This is a genomic window from Micromonospora sp. WMMD729 (assembly GCF_049315225.1).
Lineage (GTDB): Bacteria > Actinomycetota > Actinomycetes > Mycobacteriales > Micromonosporaceae > Micromonospora.
The window spans coordinates 43,633-59,153 of sequence record NZ_CP186059.1 but is presented as its reverse complement, the minus strand read 5'-3'; the positions used below and the strand labels follow the sequence as shown (position 1 = coordinate 59,153).

General features: G+C 71.4%; 15 protein-coding genes and 1 riboswitch. Of the genes, 7 read left to right on the top strand and 8 right to left on the bottom strand.

Annotated elements, in window-relative coordinates:
• The first annotated feature begins 150 nt into the window (after positions 1-150).
• The gene (locus ACN263_RS00265; RefSeq protein ID WP_422737833.1) at positions 151-789 is read left to right on the top strand and encodes a transporter; all 639 of its coding nucleotides are present in this window, start codon (positions 151-153) and stop codon (positions 787-789) included.
• Positions 786-1,136, top strand: a complete 351-nt coding sequence (locus ACN263_RS00260) for a winged helix-turn-helix domain-containing protein (RefSeq protein ID WP_422737832.1) — start codon at positions 786-788, stop codon at positions 1,134-1,136. The genes ACN263_RS00265 and ACN263_RS00260 overlap by 4 nt, the downstream gene beginning before the upstream one ends.
• Here the strand turns inward: ACN263_RS00260 and ACN263_RS00255 are convergent.
• Entirely contained in the window at positions 1,120-2,316 is a 1,197-nt protein-coding gene (locus tag ACN263_RS00255) for an IS110 family transposase (protein ID WP_422735073.1), read from the bottom strand. The genes ACN263_RS00260 and ACN263_RS00255 overlap by 17 nt on opposite strands.
• 232 nt (positions 2,317-2,548) lie before the next feature.
• Here ACN263_RS00255 and ACN263_RS00250 point away from each other — a divergent pair, with 232 nt between their 5' ends.
• From ACN263_RS00250 to ACN263_RS00240, 3 genes are all read left to right on the top strand, one after another.
• Complete coding sequence (locus ACN263_RS00250; RefSeq protein WP_422737831.1) at positions 2,549-3,472, top strand: ABC transporter ATP-binding protein; 924 nt, start codon at positions 2,549-2,551, stop codon at positions 3,470-3,472.
• A gap of 11 nt (positions 3,473-3,483) precedes the next feature.
• Complete coding sequence (locus tag ACN263_RS00245) at positions 3,484-4,221, top strand: ABC transporter permease (RefSeq protein WP_422737830.1); 738 nt, start codon at positions 3,484-3,486, stop codon at positions 4,219-4,221.
• Between the two features lie 95 nt (positions 4,222-4,316).
• A complete protein-coding gene (locus ACN263_RS00240) occupies positions 4,317-5,081 on the top strand; it encodes a VOC family protein (protein WP_422737829.1) in 765 nt (254 codons plus the stop codon).
• Positions 5,082-5,143: 62 nt separating this feature from the next.
• Here the strand turns inward: ACN263_RS00240 and ACN263_RS00235 are convergent, their stop codons facing one another.
• The 4 genes from ACN263_RS00235 to ACN263_RS00220 all read right to left on the bottom strand — a co-directional run bounded on the left by ACN263_RS00235 (position 5,144) and on the right by ACN263_RS00220 (position 10,127).
• Positions 5,144-5,932 (bottom strand): ABC transporter ATP-binding protein, encoded by a 789-nt coding sequence (locus ACN263_RS00235; protein WP_422737828.1) that lies wholly within the window; start codon positions 5,930-5,932, stop codon positions 5,144-5,146.
• On the bottom strand, positions 5,929-7,026 hold the full coding sequence (locus ACN263_RS00230; RefSeq protein WP_422737827.1) for a FecCD family ABC transporter permease: 1,098 nt from the start codon (positions 7,024-7,026) through the stop codon (positions 5,929-5,931). Before ACN263_RS00230 ends, ACN263_RS00235 begins: the two co-directional genes overlap by 4 nt.
• Before the next feature lie 31 nt (positions 7,027-7,057).
• Positions 7,058-7,987: an ABC transporter substrate-binding protein gene (locus tag ACN263_RS00225; RefSeq protein WP_422737826.1), complete on the bottom strand. Its 930-nt coding sequence runs from the start codon at positions 7,985-7,987 to the stop codon at positions 7,058-7,060.
• A gap of 110 nt (positions 7,988-8,097) precedes the next feature.
• Positions 8,098-8,162: riboswitch (cobalamin riboswitch) on the bottom strand.
• 87 nt (positions 8,163-8,249) lie between these two features.
• A complete protein-coding gene (locus ACN263_RS00220) occupies positions 8,250-10,127 on the bottom strand; it encodes a M14 family metallopeptidase (protein ID WP_422737825.1) in 1,878 nt (625 codons plus the stop codon).
• A 213-nt stretch (positions 10,128-10,340) separates the two neighbouring features.
• Here ACN263_RS00220 and ACN263_RS00215 point away from each other — a divergent pair, with 213 nt between their 5' ends.
• Positions 10,341-11,678 carry a C39 family peptidase gene (locus tag ACN263_RS00215; protein WP_422737824.1) on the top strand — a complete coding sequence of 446 codons (1,338 nt, stop codon included), beginning with the start codon at positions 10,341-10,343 and terminating at the stop codon, positions 11,676-11,678.
• An 88-nt stretch (positions 11,679-11,766) separates the two neighbouring features.
• Here the strand turns inward: ACN263_RS00215 and ACN263_RS00210 are convergent, their stop codons facing one another.
• The 3 genes from ACN263_RS00210 to mqnE are packed head-to-tail and all read right to left on the bottom strand — an operon-like array spanning position 11,767 to position 13,724.
• On the bottom strand, positions 11,767-12,054 hold the full coding sequence (locus ACN263_RS00210; protein ID WP_422737823.1) for a DUF4229 domain-containing protein: 288 nt from the start codon (positions 12,052-12,054) through the stop codon (positions 11,767-11,769).
• Between the two features lie 39 nt (positions 12,055-12,093).
• Positions 12,094-12,531, bottom strand: a complete 438-nt coding sequence (locus ACN263_RS00205; RefSeq protein ID WP_422737822.1) for a hypothetical protein — start codon at positions 12,529-12,531, stop codon at positions 12,094-12,096.
• A gap of 23 nt (positions 12,532-12,554) precedes the next feature.
• A complete protein-coding gene (gene mqnE / locus ACN263_RS00200; protein ID WP_422737821.1) occupies positions 12,555-13,724 on the bottom strand; it encodes an aminofutalosine synthase MqnE in 1,170 nt (389 codons plus the stop codon).
• Between the two features lie 237 nt (positions 13,725-13,961).
• On the opposite strand from mqnE, the gene ACN263_RS00195 reads away from it, so the two are divergent.
• Complete coding sequence (locus ACN263_RS00195; RefSeq protein ID WP_422737820.1) at positions 13,962-15,518, top strand: C40 family peptidase; 1,557 nt, start codon at positions 13,962-13,964, stop codon at positions 15,516-15,518.
• The last annotated feature ends 3 nt before the right edge of the window (positions 15,519-15,521 follow it).

The window sequence follows — 15,521 nt, the reverse complement described above, 5'->3', positions numbered from 1 at the left end:
GCTGACGAAGCGGTTGTCGCCCGGCCCGTGTCGCCACCGACGCCCGCGACGGCCCGGTCGACCGGCCCTCACCAGCGCGTGGCGGTGTTGTCGGCAACCAGGCAGTTCGCGGGGCACACCGCCTCGACTTTGCGCTGTAAAGTAGTTTGCATGGCCCCTGACGACGACCTGCCGCCCTCCGACGCCGCCACCGCACTCCGGCTGATCGACGACCAGCGCGCGGACACCGTACGCCGGCTACAACCCGACGCGCGGCTGCTCTACTGGCCGTGGGGCGTGGCCTGGTTGGTCGGCTTCGGGCTGTTCTTCCTGCGCTTCCCCCCGGGCGGTCGGGTGCTGGTCGCCCTGCCCGACTGGCTGCCCCTGGCTGTGCTGTTCGCCCTGCTGATCACCGCCGGGGCCATCCAGGCGGTGGCGAGCGCGCGGGCGTACGGCCAGGTGACCGGCGACTCGGCGGTACGCGGCCGCTGGTACGGGTGCGCCTGGGCGCTCGGCTCGGTGAGCGTGTACGCGGCGGTCGGCCGGGTGTCCGAACACCTGCCGCACGACCTGGCGGGTCTGCTCTGGTCGGCCGCGGCGGTCGGGCTGACCGGCGCGCTGCACATGGCCGGCGGCGCGGCCTGGCTGGACCGGGACCTGTTCCGGCTGGGGGTCTGGATCAGCGTCATCAACGTGGTCGGTGCGATCGCCGGCCCGGGTTGGCACGCGCTGGTCATCTCGGTGGCCGGTGGTGTCGGGATCCTGGTCGCCGGGGCGGTCGCCCGACTGCGCCAGCGAGGACGTTCATGACCGACCTCGATCCGGTCATCCACGCCCAGGCACGGCTGCGGGTGGTCGCCGCGCTCTCCGCGCTCAACGACGGCGACCGGATCACCTTTCCCCGACTTCAGGACCTGCTCGCGATGACCGCCGGCAACCTCTCCGTCCACCTTCGCAAGCTGGAGGACGCCGGGTACGTCGAGATCAGCAAGACCCACCGTGGACGGACGCCGGCCACCCTGATCCGGCTCAGCCGGCGCGGTCGGCTGGCGTTCGAGGAGTACACCGAAGCCATCCGCACCCTGCTCGACCCCACCCCACTCGGCTCCACCCCGTCGAAGGAGCTTCCCAATGCTGTTGTCAAGCCGCCGCTGTGACGGGAGGTGAGAGGTGGTAGGACTGTCCGTCACGGATCATGGCCCACAGGACGTTGACGCGGCGGCGGGAGAGAGCCAGCAGTGCTTGTTTGTGGCCTTTCCCCTCGGCCCGCTTGCGTTGGTAGAAGGCTTTCGAGGCTGGGCAGGACTTCAGGCTGGCGAACGAGGAGAGGTAGAACGCTCGCAGCAGTCCGCGGTGGAAGCGCCGGGGCCTGCGGAGGTTACCGCTGACGCGTCCGGAGTCGCGTGGGGCCGGTGCCAGCCCGGCGTATCCCGCGAGTCGATCGGCGGTGCCGAAGGCGTCCATGTCGCCGCCGGTAGCCGCCAAGAACTCGGCGCCCAGAAGCTTGCCCATGCCGGGCAGGCTGAGGATCACCGCAGCGTGCGGATGCTCACGAAACCGGGCCTCGATCAGGGCGTCGAGTTCCGCGATCTCCTGGTCGAGGGCGATCACCCCCTTGGCCAGACGCGCCACCATGGCGGCGGCCAGCTTCTCGCCGGGCAGCACGGCGTGCTGGGCCTGCGCGGCCTGCATGACAGCCGTGGTCAACGTGCCGGCTCCGCGGACCTTGCGGTGGCGAAGCCAGGTCTCGACGCGCTTCGCACCGGCCTGGCGGATGGCCGCCGGCGTCTGATAGCCGGTCAGCAGCAACACCGGTCCCTGGTTGGTCAGATCCAACACCCGCTCCAACGCCGGGCATACCTCCAGCAGCTGGGCACGAAGACGGTTGATCTGGCGAGTCCGGTCGGCCACCACATCCGTGCGGCGGGTGGTCAACGTGCGAACGTCGACGGCAATGTCGTCGCCCGGCCGCAGCAGGCCGAGATCCTTACGCATGCGGGCCTGGTCGGCGATAACGAAGGCATCCTTCGCGTCGGTCTTGCCTTCGCCGCGGTAGGTGCCCGAGGCGCGATGCACGGCCAGGCCGGTCAGGTACGCCACGGGCTGATCGCCACTGACCAGCAAACCGATCAGCAGCGCGGCCGCGCCGTGATTGACATCGACCGCCCACAGCGCGTCGTCGTCGAGAGCCAGAACGTCCCGGATCAGCTCCAGCAGAGCCGACTCATCGTTCAGGACACGACGCGACAGCAGCCGCCCACCGCTCGCGTCGATCACCACACAGTGGTGATGCTCCTTGCCGATATCCACTCCGGCCCAGATCCGGGGCACGGTCACCTCCGCCAGCTCGACACGGCTCCAACTCCCAGCAGACGACCTCGCCGACGTTGCCCTACACAGCGATCACATCGCAATTCCCAATCGGCGGTCGAGTCGTCGCGGGGCTCCGGGCGGCCAAGCTCCTTAAGCCATCTCGTGGTCTCAGCCATGACAGCCATACCCAGAGCCCCTGGGCCGCTCCGATCCTACGAATGATCAGCTCCAACCCACCCAGAAAGGTAGGGCAGTCATGACCCTCGCCCGCGCCGACCAGGTCAGCCGCCGGTACGGCGACGTCCTCGCCCTCGACCGCGTCGACCTGGAGGTCCGGGCCGGCGAACTCGTCGGCCTGCTCGGCCCGAACGGCGCCGGCAAGAGCACCCTGATGAACCTGCTGGTCGGGCTCCGCCGACCCAGCTCCGGCCGGGTCGAGTTGAACGGCCGCGACCCGCGCGACCCGGAGGCCCGGCGGCAGATCGGCGTCACCCCGCAGGAGACCGGCCTCCCGGGCACGCTGCGGGTCGGCGAGGTCGTCGACTTCGTCTCCGCCCACTACCCCGATCCGGTGCCCCGGGGTGAACTGCTCGACCGGTTCGGTCTGGGCGACCTCGCCCGGCGGCAGACCGGCGGGCTCTCCGGCGGCCAGCGTCGCCGGCTGGCCGTGGCGCTGGCCTTCGTCGGCCGGCCCCGACTCGTCCTGCTCGACGAGCCGACCACCGGCCTGGACGTCACAGCCCGGCACACCCTGTGGGACGCGATCCGCGCCTTCCACGAGGACGGCGGGACGGTGCTGTTGAGCAGCCACTACCTGGAGGAGGTGGAGGCGCTCGCCCGCCGGGTGGTGGTGATCGGGCAGGGCCGGGTGCTCGCCGACGACACCGTGGACGCCGTACGCGGCATCGTCGGCGTACGGCGGGTCAGCCTGGTCACCGACGAGCTGCCCGAGCTACCCGGTGTCGTTCGCAGCGAACGGGTCGACGGACGCCTGCACCTGCTCACCACCGACGCCGACGAGCTGGTCCGCGCGCTGGTCCGCTCCGGGGCCACCTTCACCGACCTGGAGGTACGGCCCACCTCGCTGGAGGAGGCGTTCCTCGCTCTCACCGGCGGGACGGACACGCCCGCACCGGCCTCACCCGCTGCCGCCGCCAGCGGCCAACCCACCGCCGTCTGAGGAGGCGCACCGTGCAGCTCGCCCTGGTCCACGCCCGCTACCAGCTCCTGGAGACCATCCGGATCCCGGTCGCCGTCTTCGGCAGCGCCTTCTTCCCCGCCGCCGCCATGATCTTCTTCGTGGTGCCGTTCACCGGCGACGATTCGGTCGGCGCCACCTTCGCCACCGCCTCGATGATCACCTTCTCGGTGATGAGCGCCAACATCTTCCAGTACGGCGTCGGCGTCGCCGAGGACCGCGACCAGCCGTGGAACCCGTACACCCGGACCCTGCCGGCCGGGCCGGCGCCCCGGTTCGCGGGAAGGGTGGTGGCCGGTCTCGCGCTGACGTACCTCTCGCTGATCCCGGTCGTGGTGATCGGCGCGACGCTCACCCCGGCCCGGGTCACCCTGCCGGCGTTCCTGCTGACCGCCGGCACCGTGGCCGTCATCTCGGTGCCGTTCACGCTGATGGGCCTCGCCATCGGCTACTCGCTGCCCAGCAAGGCGGCGATCGTGGTGGCGCAGGTCGTCTTCCTGCCGCTCGCGTTCGGCGGCGGGCTGCTCTCCGCGCCGGGTGACGCGCCCGGGTTCATCGAGACGATCGCGCCGTTCCTGCCCACCCGGGGGGCGGCAGAACTGATGTGGTGGGCGGTCGGCGACTATCCCGTCCAGCCACTCGCGCTGATCATGCTCGCCGTCTGGATCGTGCTCCTCGGCGCGCTCGCCGGCTGGGCGTACCGGCGGGACGAGGGTCGCCGGTTCAGCTGACGATTCGTCCGTTTCCGCCCCGTGCCCCAGCGGGACGATGCCAGGATTCCTCGCAGGGGGCCCACCCGTGGCCGCCGGCCGAGAGGGGTCTTGACGTGAGCACCGTCCCGCCGGGCACGCCGTGCTGGGCCGATCTGGCCACCCCGGACCTGACCGACGCGCGGCGCTTCTACCCCGAACTGTTCGGCTGGACCGGACGGGTGACACCGGAGCCCGAGGCGGGTGGCTACACGATCTTCCTGCTCGACGGCCGGCCGGTGGCCGGCGTCGGCCCGCCCGCCATCGAGGACCAGGTGCCGATCTGGTCGACGTACATCGCCACCGACGACGCGGCACTGGCCGCCGGGCGGGTCGAACGGGCCGGCGGGCAGGTCGTCGTACCGCCGTTCGAGGTCTTCGACCGGGGCTGGATGGCCGTGTTCTCCGACCCGGCGGGCGCGACGTTCAGCGTCTGGCAGCCGCTGGCGATGCCGGGGGCCGAGGTGTTCAACGTGCCCGGCGCGATGAGCTGGAACGAGCTGGTCACGCCCGACCCGGAGGGCGCGAAGGTCTTCTACGAGCTGGTGTTCGGCTGGCAGCCGGACGAGCAGCCGGTGGGCGGCATGACGTACACCGGGTGGCGGCTCGGGGCACGGGTCGTCGCCGGGATGATGCCGCCGCTGGGCGACGGCTACCCGGCCGACCTGCCCGCGTACTGGACGGTGTACTTCGCGGTGGCCGACGCGGACGCCGCCGCCGCGCGCGCGGCCGAACTGGGCGGCACCATCCTGGTGCCGCCGCGCGACGTCCCGACCGGGCGGTTCGCCGCCCTGCGCGACCCGCAGGGCGCGCTCTTCTCGGTCATCGACCTGGGCGCCTGACCGCCGCCCGCCGCCCGCCGGAGCCACCGACAGCGCGTACTGCGACGCGACGGCGCGGACCGCTAACCGCGCGGGCGAACCGGGACCACCAACGGGCCGTTGGTGCCGGGGACGACCCGGACGCTCGCCCGGTAGTGGGTGGCGAGAAGGTGCTCGGTCAACACCTCGTGCGGCGTCCCGGTCGCCACCACCCGCCCCTCGGCGAGCATCACCATCCGGTCGGCGTACTCGCCGGCGAGGGAGAGGTCGTGCATGGTGGCGAGCACCGTCAGGCCGTGCGCCCGGCGCAACTGGTCGACCAGCTCCAGCACCTCCTGCTGGTGGCCGATGTCCAACGCGCTGGTCGGCTCGTCGAGCAGCAGCAGGGTCGCGCCCTGGGCGAGTGCCCGGGCCAGGAAGACCCGCTGCCGCTCTCCACCGGACAGGGTGGCCAGTTCACGGCGGTGGAACCGGGTGAGGTTGAGCCGGTCCAGCACGTCGTGGGCGGCGGACACGTCGGCGGCCGACTCCCGACCGAGCGGCGGGATGTACGGAGTGCGACCGAGCAGCACGTAGTCCAGGACCGACATGCCGGGCGGCACCACCGGGGACTGCGTCACCGTCGCCACCACCCGGGCGCGTTCGCGACGGTGCAGCGCACCGGTCGGCGTACCGAAGAGGGAGATGGCGTCCGGCGCGGGCAGCAGACCGCCGACGGCGCGCAACAGGGTGGACTTGCCCGCGCCGTTCGGGCCGATCACGGTGACCCACTCGCCGACGGCGACGGTGAGGTCGACGCCGGTGAGGATCGGCGTGCGGTCCAGGCTGACGTGCAGCGCGCGGACCTCGACGGCCGGCGCACCCGCGGTCACGTGAGCACCCGGCGGGCGGTGCGCAGCACGAGGACGAAGAACGGGCCGCCGAGCAGGGCCGTGACCACGCCGATGGGCACCTCGGCCGGGGCGGCGGCGGTCCGGGCGACCACGTCGGTCAGGGCCAGGAACGCCGCGCCGAACAGCAGGGACAGCGGCAGGATCACCCGGTAGCTCGATCCGGCGAGCAGCCGGACGGTGTGCGGCACGATGATGCCGACGAAGCCGATGAGCCCGGTCGCCGAGACCGCCGCGGCGGTGCCCAGGGAGGCGGCGGCGATCAGCAGGTAGCGGGAGCGTTGCGGGTGCAGGCCGAGACTCGTCGCCTCGTCGTCGCCGAGCGCGAGGACGTCCAGCTCCCGGCGGTGCAGCAGCACCACGACAGTGGTCACCGCGGCGTACGGCAACACCAGCAGCACGTCGTGCCAGCCCGCCGTGGCCAGCCGGCCGAGCAGCCAGGAGTAGACCGGCTGGATGCTGTCCGCGTGCCGCTGGAGCAGGTACGTCTGCCCGGCGGAGAGGAACGCCGAGACCGCCACCCCGGCCAGGATCAGCATGGCCGGGGACCGGCTCCGCCCACCGGCCGCGCCGAGCAGGTAGGTCATCGTCACGGCGAGCAGCGAGCCGACGAACGCGGCCAGCGGAATGGTCAACGGCAGCCCGGAGATCGCACCCTGCCGGCCGACGCCGCCGAGCGCGATCACCGCGGTGACCGCGAGGCCCGCGCCGGCGGCCACCCCGAGCAGGTACGGGTCGGCCAGCGGATTGCGGAACACGCCCTGGTAGCAGCCGCCGGCGAGGGCGAGCAGACCGCCGACGAGCAGGCCCAGCACGACCCGGGGCAGCCGCAGTTCGGTGACGATGGCGATTTCCCGCTCGGTCAGTCCACTGTCGAGGTGCACGCCGGGGATCAGGTTGAGCAGTTCGGCAGCGACGCTGCCCGGTGGCAGGCTGACCGGTCCGAGCGACACCCCGGCGACGAGCGCGACGAGCACCGCGAGAACACCGATGACCAGCCAGCGCGTCCGCAACCCGGCGGGCCGGGACGCGCGGGGCGTGCCGGCCGGCCGGGTGGGGGACGTTCCAGCGGTCATCTGCGACGTTCCGGTCACGGACCGACGACCGTCACGCGGGCACCTTGGCGACCGCGTCGATGATCGTCCGGAGCAGGTCGACGACGCGCGGGCCCCAGCGCGAGGCGATGTCGTCGTCGAGCGTCACGACCTGGTTGTTCTTCACGGAGGTGAGCCCGGCCCAGCCGCTGCGGGCCTTGACCGAGTCGGCGTTCTGCTGGCAGCACTTGGAGTCGGCCAGGAAGACGAAGTCCGGGTCGGCCTTGACGATGACTTCCTGGGAGAGCTGCGGGTAGCCGCCGTTCTTGCCGTCGGCGTCGGCCGGGTCGGCGATGTTGGTGAGGCCGACGAGGCTGTAGATCGAGCCGATGAAGGTCTTGCTGGTCGCGCTGTACAGCTCCGGGCCCAGCTCGTGGTAGTAGGTGAGCTTCTCGGCGCGCTGCGGCAGGTCCTTGACCAGCTTGGCGATGTCGTCCTTCATCCGCGTGGCGACGTCGGCGGCCTGGTCGGCGTGCCCGGTAAGGGTGCCCAGGTCGGTGATCTGCCGGTACGAGTCGTCGAGGGTGGTCGCCGCCGGGGTCAGGTACACCGGGATCTTGAGCTTGCCGAGCTGGTCGACGATCTTGTTGGTGTCGTTGGAGAGCACCACCAGGTCGGGGTTCTTGCCGGCGATCGCCTCGGCGTTCGGCTGGAAGCCGGACAGATCGGTCTTGGGCGCGTCGGCCGGGTAGTTCGACTGGTCGTCCACCGCGCTCACCTGCGGACCGGCGCCGATCGCGAAGAGCATCTCGGTGGCGCTGGGCGACAGCGACACGATCTTCTCGGGACGCTTCTCGAGGGTGAGCGAACCGACCGTCACCGGGTAGCTGGCGGCCGCGGTGCCGGCGGCCGGCTTGTCGTCGGTCTTCTCGGCGCAGGCGCCGAGGGCCAGCGCGGCGACCGCGAGGGTCGCGGCGAAGAGCCGAGGGGTACGTCTGAACATGGGGCCTCCTGTCGGTCGAGGAGTGTGGTGCTTCGCCGACAGGACTTCGGTGCGCCCGCCCACGAGGCGCCCTTCCTCGAGAGCGCGTGTCGCGACCCCGCCGCAGGCGACCTGGCTCGTCCCCGCCGTCGGGCGGGGCATCACAGTTGCGGGACAGCGCCGGTTTCACACCGGCTTCGCTGCGGAGTGGTCGCTAAGACGGTAGCGCAGGCCCGGGAGCAGGTGGTGGGGCCCCGCAGGGGCGGTACGGGGCCCCACCCGCTCAGGAGGCCGTGATGGTGATGTTGTCCACAGCCGCCTCCACCAGGCTCGCGCCGGACGCGTCCGCCGCCTCGACGAGGATGCGGACGGACTGCCCGGCGTACGGGCTCAGGTTGAGGTTCGCCACCGCCCAGCTCCCGTTACGGTTGCTGGCCGCGCCGGCCTGGGTGAGCAGCGCCGTGGTGCCGCCGTTGTGCACCACGCTGACCCGCAGGTAGTCGGCCGACGAGGCGTTCGAGCCGTGGGCCAGGTACCAGGCCAGCGAGAGCGTCAGCGTGCCGGACGAGGGCAGGGTCACCGCCGGGGACCGGGCGCTGGTCACGCCGCCGTCGACGTCGTAGTCACCGGCCGCCGACCCGGCGAGCCGGCCGGTGACCAGGTCGTTGGAACCGGCGTACGGGGTGAGCTGCTTTGCGCCGGAGGAGTTGGTCGCCTGCGCGGCGCCCACCTCGAACGCCCCGAGCGTCGCGGTGTCGGTGCCGGACGGGTTGATCGTCCAGCCGGTGGCCGTCTCGAAGGTGTCCGACCAGACCGTGGTGCCGCCGCCACCGCCGCAGTACTGCGACTGCTTGCCGATGGCCCGGTACGGGCAGTCCGCGTACTCGCTGAGCATCAGCACGGCCTCCCGGTTGCGGGTGGTCTGCGCGGGGATCACCTCGTCGGGCGGGTAGAAGCCGCCACCGGAGGAGGACCCCGGGTACATCTCGAAGGTGTACGCCCAGATGCCGTGGGTGGCCCACATCCAGTCGATGCTGGTGCCGTCGGCGATGTAGAGGTCGCTGGACTGCTCCGGCGTGTAGCTGTTGGTGGCCGCCATCTGCTGACCGATGGTGGCGAAGGTGTTGTACTGGTCCGCGCTCATCCCGGACGGGTTGTTCGCGGTGGTGTAGCCGAAGGGCCAGAGCACCAGTTGCGAGTACGTGTGGAAGTCGATGTTCGCCTTGATCTGCTGGACGCCACCGACGACCCGGCTGTTGACGAAGTTGCGCAGCGCCTGCGTCTCGGGGGCGGAGAACGCCGACGGGCCACGGTAGGTCTCCGACGAGGTGGTGCCGGACGAGCCGCCGCAGCAGCCCCACTGGTAGGACCAGTTGCGGTTCAGGTCGGTGCCGACGTTCGACGAGCCGCTGTTCGGCTGACGGTTCTTGCGCCAGGACCGGTACGAGCCGGTGGCGATGTCGTACTCGCTGCCGTCCGGGTTGACCGTCGGCACGATCCAGATCTCCCGGCTGTTGACGATGTTGGTGATCCGGGAGTCGCTGCCGTAGCTGTCGGTGAAGAGGTTGAGCAGGTAGATCGCCATCTCGACGGTCAGGTGCTCGCGGGCGTGCTGCTGGGCGTTGAACAGGATCTCCGGCTCGTTCTCGTCGGTGCCGACGTTGTCGGAGATCTTCACGGCCATCAGGTCGCGGCCCTCGTACGACGTACCAATGCTGATCTTGCGGGCGATGGCCGGGTGGTCGGCGACGGCCTGGTTCACGACGGCGGTCAGTTCCGCGTAGTCGTGGTAGTTGGAGTCGGCGGGCGGGAAGGCCAGCGTGCCCACCTCACCCGCGCCGCGCTCGGCGCTCGGCGGCGGGGCGAGGGGTTCCAGCCGGAAGCCCAGCTTGCCGATCGCGGCGGCCTCGGCGGCGGTGGCCGAGACGTGCAGGATGCCGTGCTCGGAGTAGTCGATGGCGGCCCCGGTGCGGGCCACCGCGTTGCGGTCGGCGAGGGTCCGGGGCCCGAGTACCCGGTAGCCGGCGGCGGCCGACTCGGCGGTGCGGTCCGGTGCCGGCTCGGCGGCGACCGGTCCGGCGGCGACGGTGACGATGCCCAGCCCGGTGACGACGGCGAGCACCAGGACGCGGCGGAGAGAGTGAGGTGGGCGGAGGGCCATGGACTACCTCCTCGAAGGGCGGAAGATCCCGCTCGGTGATGCACACTTCACCACCTGTCACATGGTCATATCAATATCGATCGTTGCGAAATCCATCCCAGGTTGACCATCGCTGCGGCAATGATTTTCTTCCACGGAACATCTGGCGAAACTTCCTTCCAGACGGAAAACTGACCAGCGACGATGCCCCCACTCGACCCCGCGGAGCACCCCATGGCCCCCTCCCGCCTGCACGCGGCCGCCCTCGCCGGCGTCAGCGCGCTCACCCTGCTCGCCACCGCGGCCCCCGCCGCGGCGGCCCGGCCGCCCGCACCCACCCACGACGAGCAGATCACCTTCCAGGACTGGACCGGGCCCGCCGACTGGCACCACGGCAGCCAGGCCGGCACCCGCGTCGTGCCCGGCCCGCGCGCCGGCGTCACGCTGGGCCGCCCCACCGGCACCACCGAGTACGCCGACCCGCACACCGGCACCACCCGCACCTGGGAGTACGGCACCTGGACCTCGCCGGTGACCCGGATCGGGTTCGACGCCACCGAACTGATCGCCTCCTGGAACGCGGAGACCCCCGCCGGCACCTGGATCCAGGTGGAGATGCAGGGCGGCTACACCAACGGCGAGCAGACCCCCTGGTACGTCCTGGGTCGCTGGGCCTCCGGCGACACCGACATCAGGCGGACCAGCGTCGACGGGCAGGGCGATCCCTGGTCGACCGTCTGGACCGACACCTTCAGCATCGACGACGCCGACGCCGGTGTGCTGCTGCGGTCGTACCAACTGCGGCTGACCCTCTACCGGACGCCCGGGCAGGCCGCCGCCCCGGTGGTACGGATGCTCGGCGCGATGAGCTCCAGCGTGCCGGACCGGTTCACCGTCCCGCCGAGCGCCGGGCACATCGCCTGGGGCGTCGAACTGCCGGTGCCGCGCTACTCGCAGAACGTCCACAAGGGGCACTACCCCGAGTACGACGGCGGCGGCGAGGCGTGGTGCTCACCCACCTCCACGGAGATGGTCGTCGAGTACTGGGGGCGCAAGCCGTCGGCGGCCGACACCTCCTGGGTGGACCCGACCTACCCCGACCCGACGGTCAACCACGCCGCCCGGATGACCTTCGACTACGCGTACGACGGCGCGGGCAACTGGCCGTTCAACACCGCGTACGCGGCCAGCTTCCCCGGCCTGGAGGGGCGGGTCACCCGGCTGCACTCGCTGGACGAGCTGGAGCGTTTCATCGCCGCCGGCATCCCCGTGGTGACCAGCCAGTCCTTCCTCGCCAGTGAGCTGGACGGGGCGAACTACGGCACCTCCGGGCACCTCTTCGTGGTGGTCGGCTTCACCGCCGACGGCGACGTGATCGTCAACGACCCGGCCTCGTCCAGCAACGACGTGGTGCGCAACGTCTACAAGCGCACCCAGTTCGAGCAGATCTGGCTGCGGACCAAGCGGACCAACGCCAGCGGCGGGATCTCCGGCGGCTCCGGCGGCGTCGCCTACCTCATCAAGCCGACGACGAAGCCCTGGCCCAAAATCCCCGGCTCCACCAACTGGTAGACCAGCGCCCGCGCTGCCCCCGGCCCACTCCTGGTGATCATGAAGTTATTGCCCGGCCGCTCGGCGTGTCGAGGCAATAACTTCATGATCAACGGGGCGGGTCGGTGGGGGTGGGAGGGGTGGTGGGGGGTTCGTCTTCGCCGGCCAGGGCGTCGCGGAGGCGCTTCTTCTCCGCTTTCCGCCGTTCCGTGGCCTCGGCCATCTCGTGGGCCATCTCGTCGCGCCAGCCGCGCAGCAGGAAGAAGGAGAGCGCGGCGGAGAACGCCAGCGCCAGGATCAGCTTCAGGAAGACGTCCACGTCGACCAGCCAGAGCGCCGCCAGCACGGCGACGAACAATCCGATCCGGCCCAGCGTGTACTTGAGCGCCGCGCTCACCTCATGCACTCCGTTCTCCGCGCCCGGTGGGCGGGTCACTCAGCCGGTCCGGCGGGCCAGCCAACGGACGCCGGGGAACCAGATCGTCGCGTACGCCACGGTGAACGCCGCCGCCGCCAACGCACCGGACAGCAGCGGCGGCAACCCCGCGCCCAGCCCGGCGATCAGCAGCCCCACGAACACCGCTACCGCCGCCGCGACGAGCGCCGCCACCACCCGGGCCGCACCGAACCCCCAGGCCCGGAAGTCGTCCCAGAACAGCCAGGCCGGCAGGATCACCGCCAGCCAACCGTTTGTGTGCCCGAAGTCGGCGGCGCCGAACGAGGCGAACGCCCACTCGAACAGCACGAGCGCCAGCACGCCGATGACCAGCCCGGCCAGGCACACCCCGAGCAGGTCGCCCAACGTACGCACGCGTCCCTCGGCGTCCCGTCGGGGAAAGCCGCCCTGCTGCTCGGCGCTGCGTTGCTCGGTCATCGACTGCGAGGGTACGTGGTGTCTCAGGCCCAGACCTGCTGCGGCTCGGCGCGGCGCTCGGCCAGCGACGGCGCCCGGTCGTACTCGCGGACCACGTTGTACCGGGTGTCCCGCTCGACCGGCTGGAAACCGGCGTCCCAGATCAGGTGCAGCAGGTCCTCGCGGTGCATCGTGTTCGGGGTGCCGTACGAGTCGGCGTCGTGAGTGATCTTGTATTCGACCACCGAGCCGTCCAGGTCGTCCACGCCGAAGTTCAGCGAGAGCTGAGCCACCGAGAGGCCGTGCATCACCCAGAAGTTCTTCACGTGCGGCACGTTGTCGAAGAGCAGCCGGGACACCGCGAACGTCTTCAGCGACTCGGCCGGCGAGGCCATCGTGGTCCGCGCCTGGATCCGGTTACGGATCTTGCCGTCCGCCGAGTCGACGAAGTCGTGCTGGTAGCGCAGCGGAATGAAGACCGCGAAGCCACCGGTCTCGTCCTGCAACTCGCGCAGGCGCAGCACGTGGTCGACGCGGTGCCGGGGCTCCTCGATGTGGCCGTACAGCATGGTCGACGGCGTCTTCATGCCCTTCGAGTGGGCCAGCCGGTGGATACGCGACCAGTCCTCCCAGTGGCACTCGTGGTCGACGATGTGCTGGCGGACCTCCCAGTCGAAGATCTCCGCGCCGCCGCCGGTCAACGACTCCAGCCCGGCGTCCATCAGCTCGTCGAGGATCTCGTCGGCGCTCAGGCCGCTGATCTTCTCGAACCACTGCACCTCGGTCGCGGTGAAGCACTTGAGCTTGACGTTCGGCAGCGCGGCCTTCAGCTCGCGCAGCACCTTCGGGTAGTAGCGCCACGGCAGCGTCGGGTGCAGGCCGTTGACGATGTGCAGCTCGGTGAGCTGCTCACCCTCCATCTCCTTGGCCTTGCGGACCGCCTCGTCGATGCGCATCGTGTACGCGTCCTTCTCGCCCGGCTTGCGCTGGAACGAGCAGTACGCGCAGGAGGCCGAGCAGACGTTCGTCAGGTTGAGGTGCCGGTTGACGTTGAACATCACCCGCTCACCGTTCAACTCGGTACGCCGGTGGTGCGCCAGCCGCCCCAACCAGGTCAGGTCGTCGCTCTCGTAGAGGGCGATGCCGTCCTCCCGGGTCAGCCGCTCACCGGCGTACACCTTCGCTTCGAGCTCACGCTTGAGTCCGGCGTCCATGGCACGTCCCTTCCACCTGCGGTCTTTCCCGAGGGTACGTCGACCCCCGGACGGGCCCGGCGGCACGGTCGGCGACAGCGACCCACTTCACCGGACTCTCAGGCTCCCGTAACCTGCCGACGCATCGACATCCCTGGCGCTGTGCGGTAAGACAAGATGGGGCGGAACTCACACACTGGTACCGTCCCGACGGCCGCGCCCACCGAGCGCGGCGACGAGCACCGGACGGGGAGCGGAATGGTCGACAGCGGGCGCGGGCGACGGCAGCGACGACGGAGCCCGGTGATCTCGCCGGTGCTGCGGCCGAAGCTCTGGGCCGCCCTGCTCGGCGCGATCGCCGCCGCCGTGCTGGCCACCCCCGCGTACGCCGAGCCCGCCGTGCCCGCGACGGTGCCGGACACCGGCGCCCGCCCGCCGGCGATCGGCGCCCCGCAGGTGCCCGGCAGCCCGCCCGTCGCCGGCATCCCGGCCCCGCCGGTGGTCAACCCCGGCGCCGGCCCGCTGGCCGCCCAGATCGCGGCCGCCGAGAGTCAGGTCGGCCTGCTCGGTGACCAACTACTGCTGACCCGTCAGAAACGCACCGACGCGCAGGCGCAGCTCGTCGCGGCCGGGAGGGTGCTGGCGACCACGCAGGACGCGCTCCTGAAGGCCCAGCAGGCAGCCGACGCCGCCGCCTCGGACGCGGTCAAGGCGGCCGCCGCCCTGCCACCGGGTGACTTCGTCGACGACATCCAGGGGCTGAGCCGGCTCCAGCGGATCAACCGGGGCGAGAAGGTCGAGGGCGCCAGCACCGCCGTGACCGGTGAGCTGGCCCGGGCCCGCGCCAACGAACAGACCGCCTACCAGGCGCACGCCGCCGCCAAGGCCGCCGTCGACGCCGCCGAGGCGGAGTTCACCACCGGCGAGAAGGCGCTGCAAACGGCCGAGGCGAGCCTGCTCAAGCTCCGCAAGGACAACGCCGCCCAGCTGATCCTGCTCGAACGTCAGCAGGAGGCCGCCGACCAGCAGTTCGGATCGGGGTACGTCGCCGGCCAGAGCAGCAGCGGATTGTCCGCGCACCCGCGGGCACTGGCTGCGGTCCGGTACGCGCTGGCTCAGCTCGGTGACCCGTACAAGTGGTCCGAGGAGGGGCCGGACGAGTTCGACTGCTCGGGTCTGATGTGGGCCGCGTACCGCTCTCCGGGCGCCGACTACTTCGACCTGCCCCGGGTCTCCCGCGACCAGTACGCCGCCACCCGCGCCCGTACCGTGCGGCCCACCGAGGCGCTCCCCGGCGACCTGCTGTTCTTCGCCTCCGGCAGCAGCTGGACCACGATCCACCACGTCGCCATGTACATCGGCAACGGCAAGATGGTGCAGGCGCCCACGACCGGCGACGTGGTCAAGATCTCGACGGTCGGCTGGAACCGCCTCTACGCCGTGACCCGGGTGATCGGGGCGGTGCCGACCCCGAACGTGCCGCCTCCGCCCGTGCAGCCGCCCACCACCACCAAGCCGACGCCGCCCGCGAAGCCGACGCCCACCCCCAAGCCGAGTCCCACCGGCAAGCCGACCACGAAGCCGACGACCCCGCCGCCCGGCACGGGTACGCCGACGCCCACCGGCACGCCGACCGGTACGCCGAAGCCGACCGGTGGCACCTCGCCGACCCCGACGGGCAGCCCGACCAACACGCCGTCGACGCTGCCGCCGCCGCCCACCACGGCGCCGGCCAGCTCGTCGGCGTCCGCCACCACCACGCCGTCCACCAGCCGGAGCGGGACGACCAGCGACAGCCCGAGCGCGGCACGCTGATCC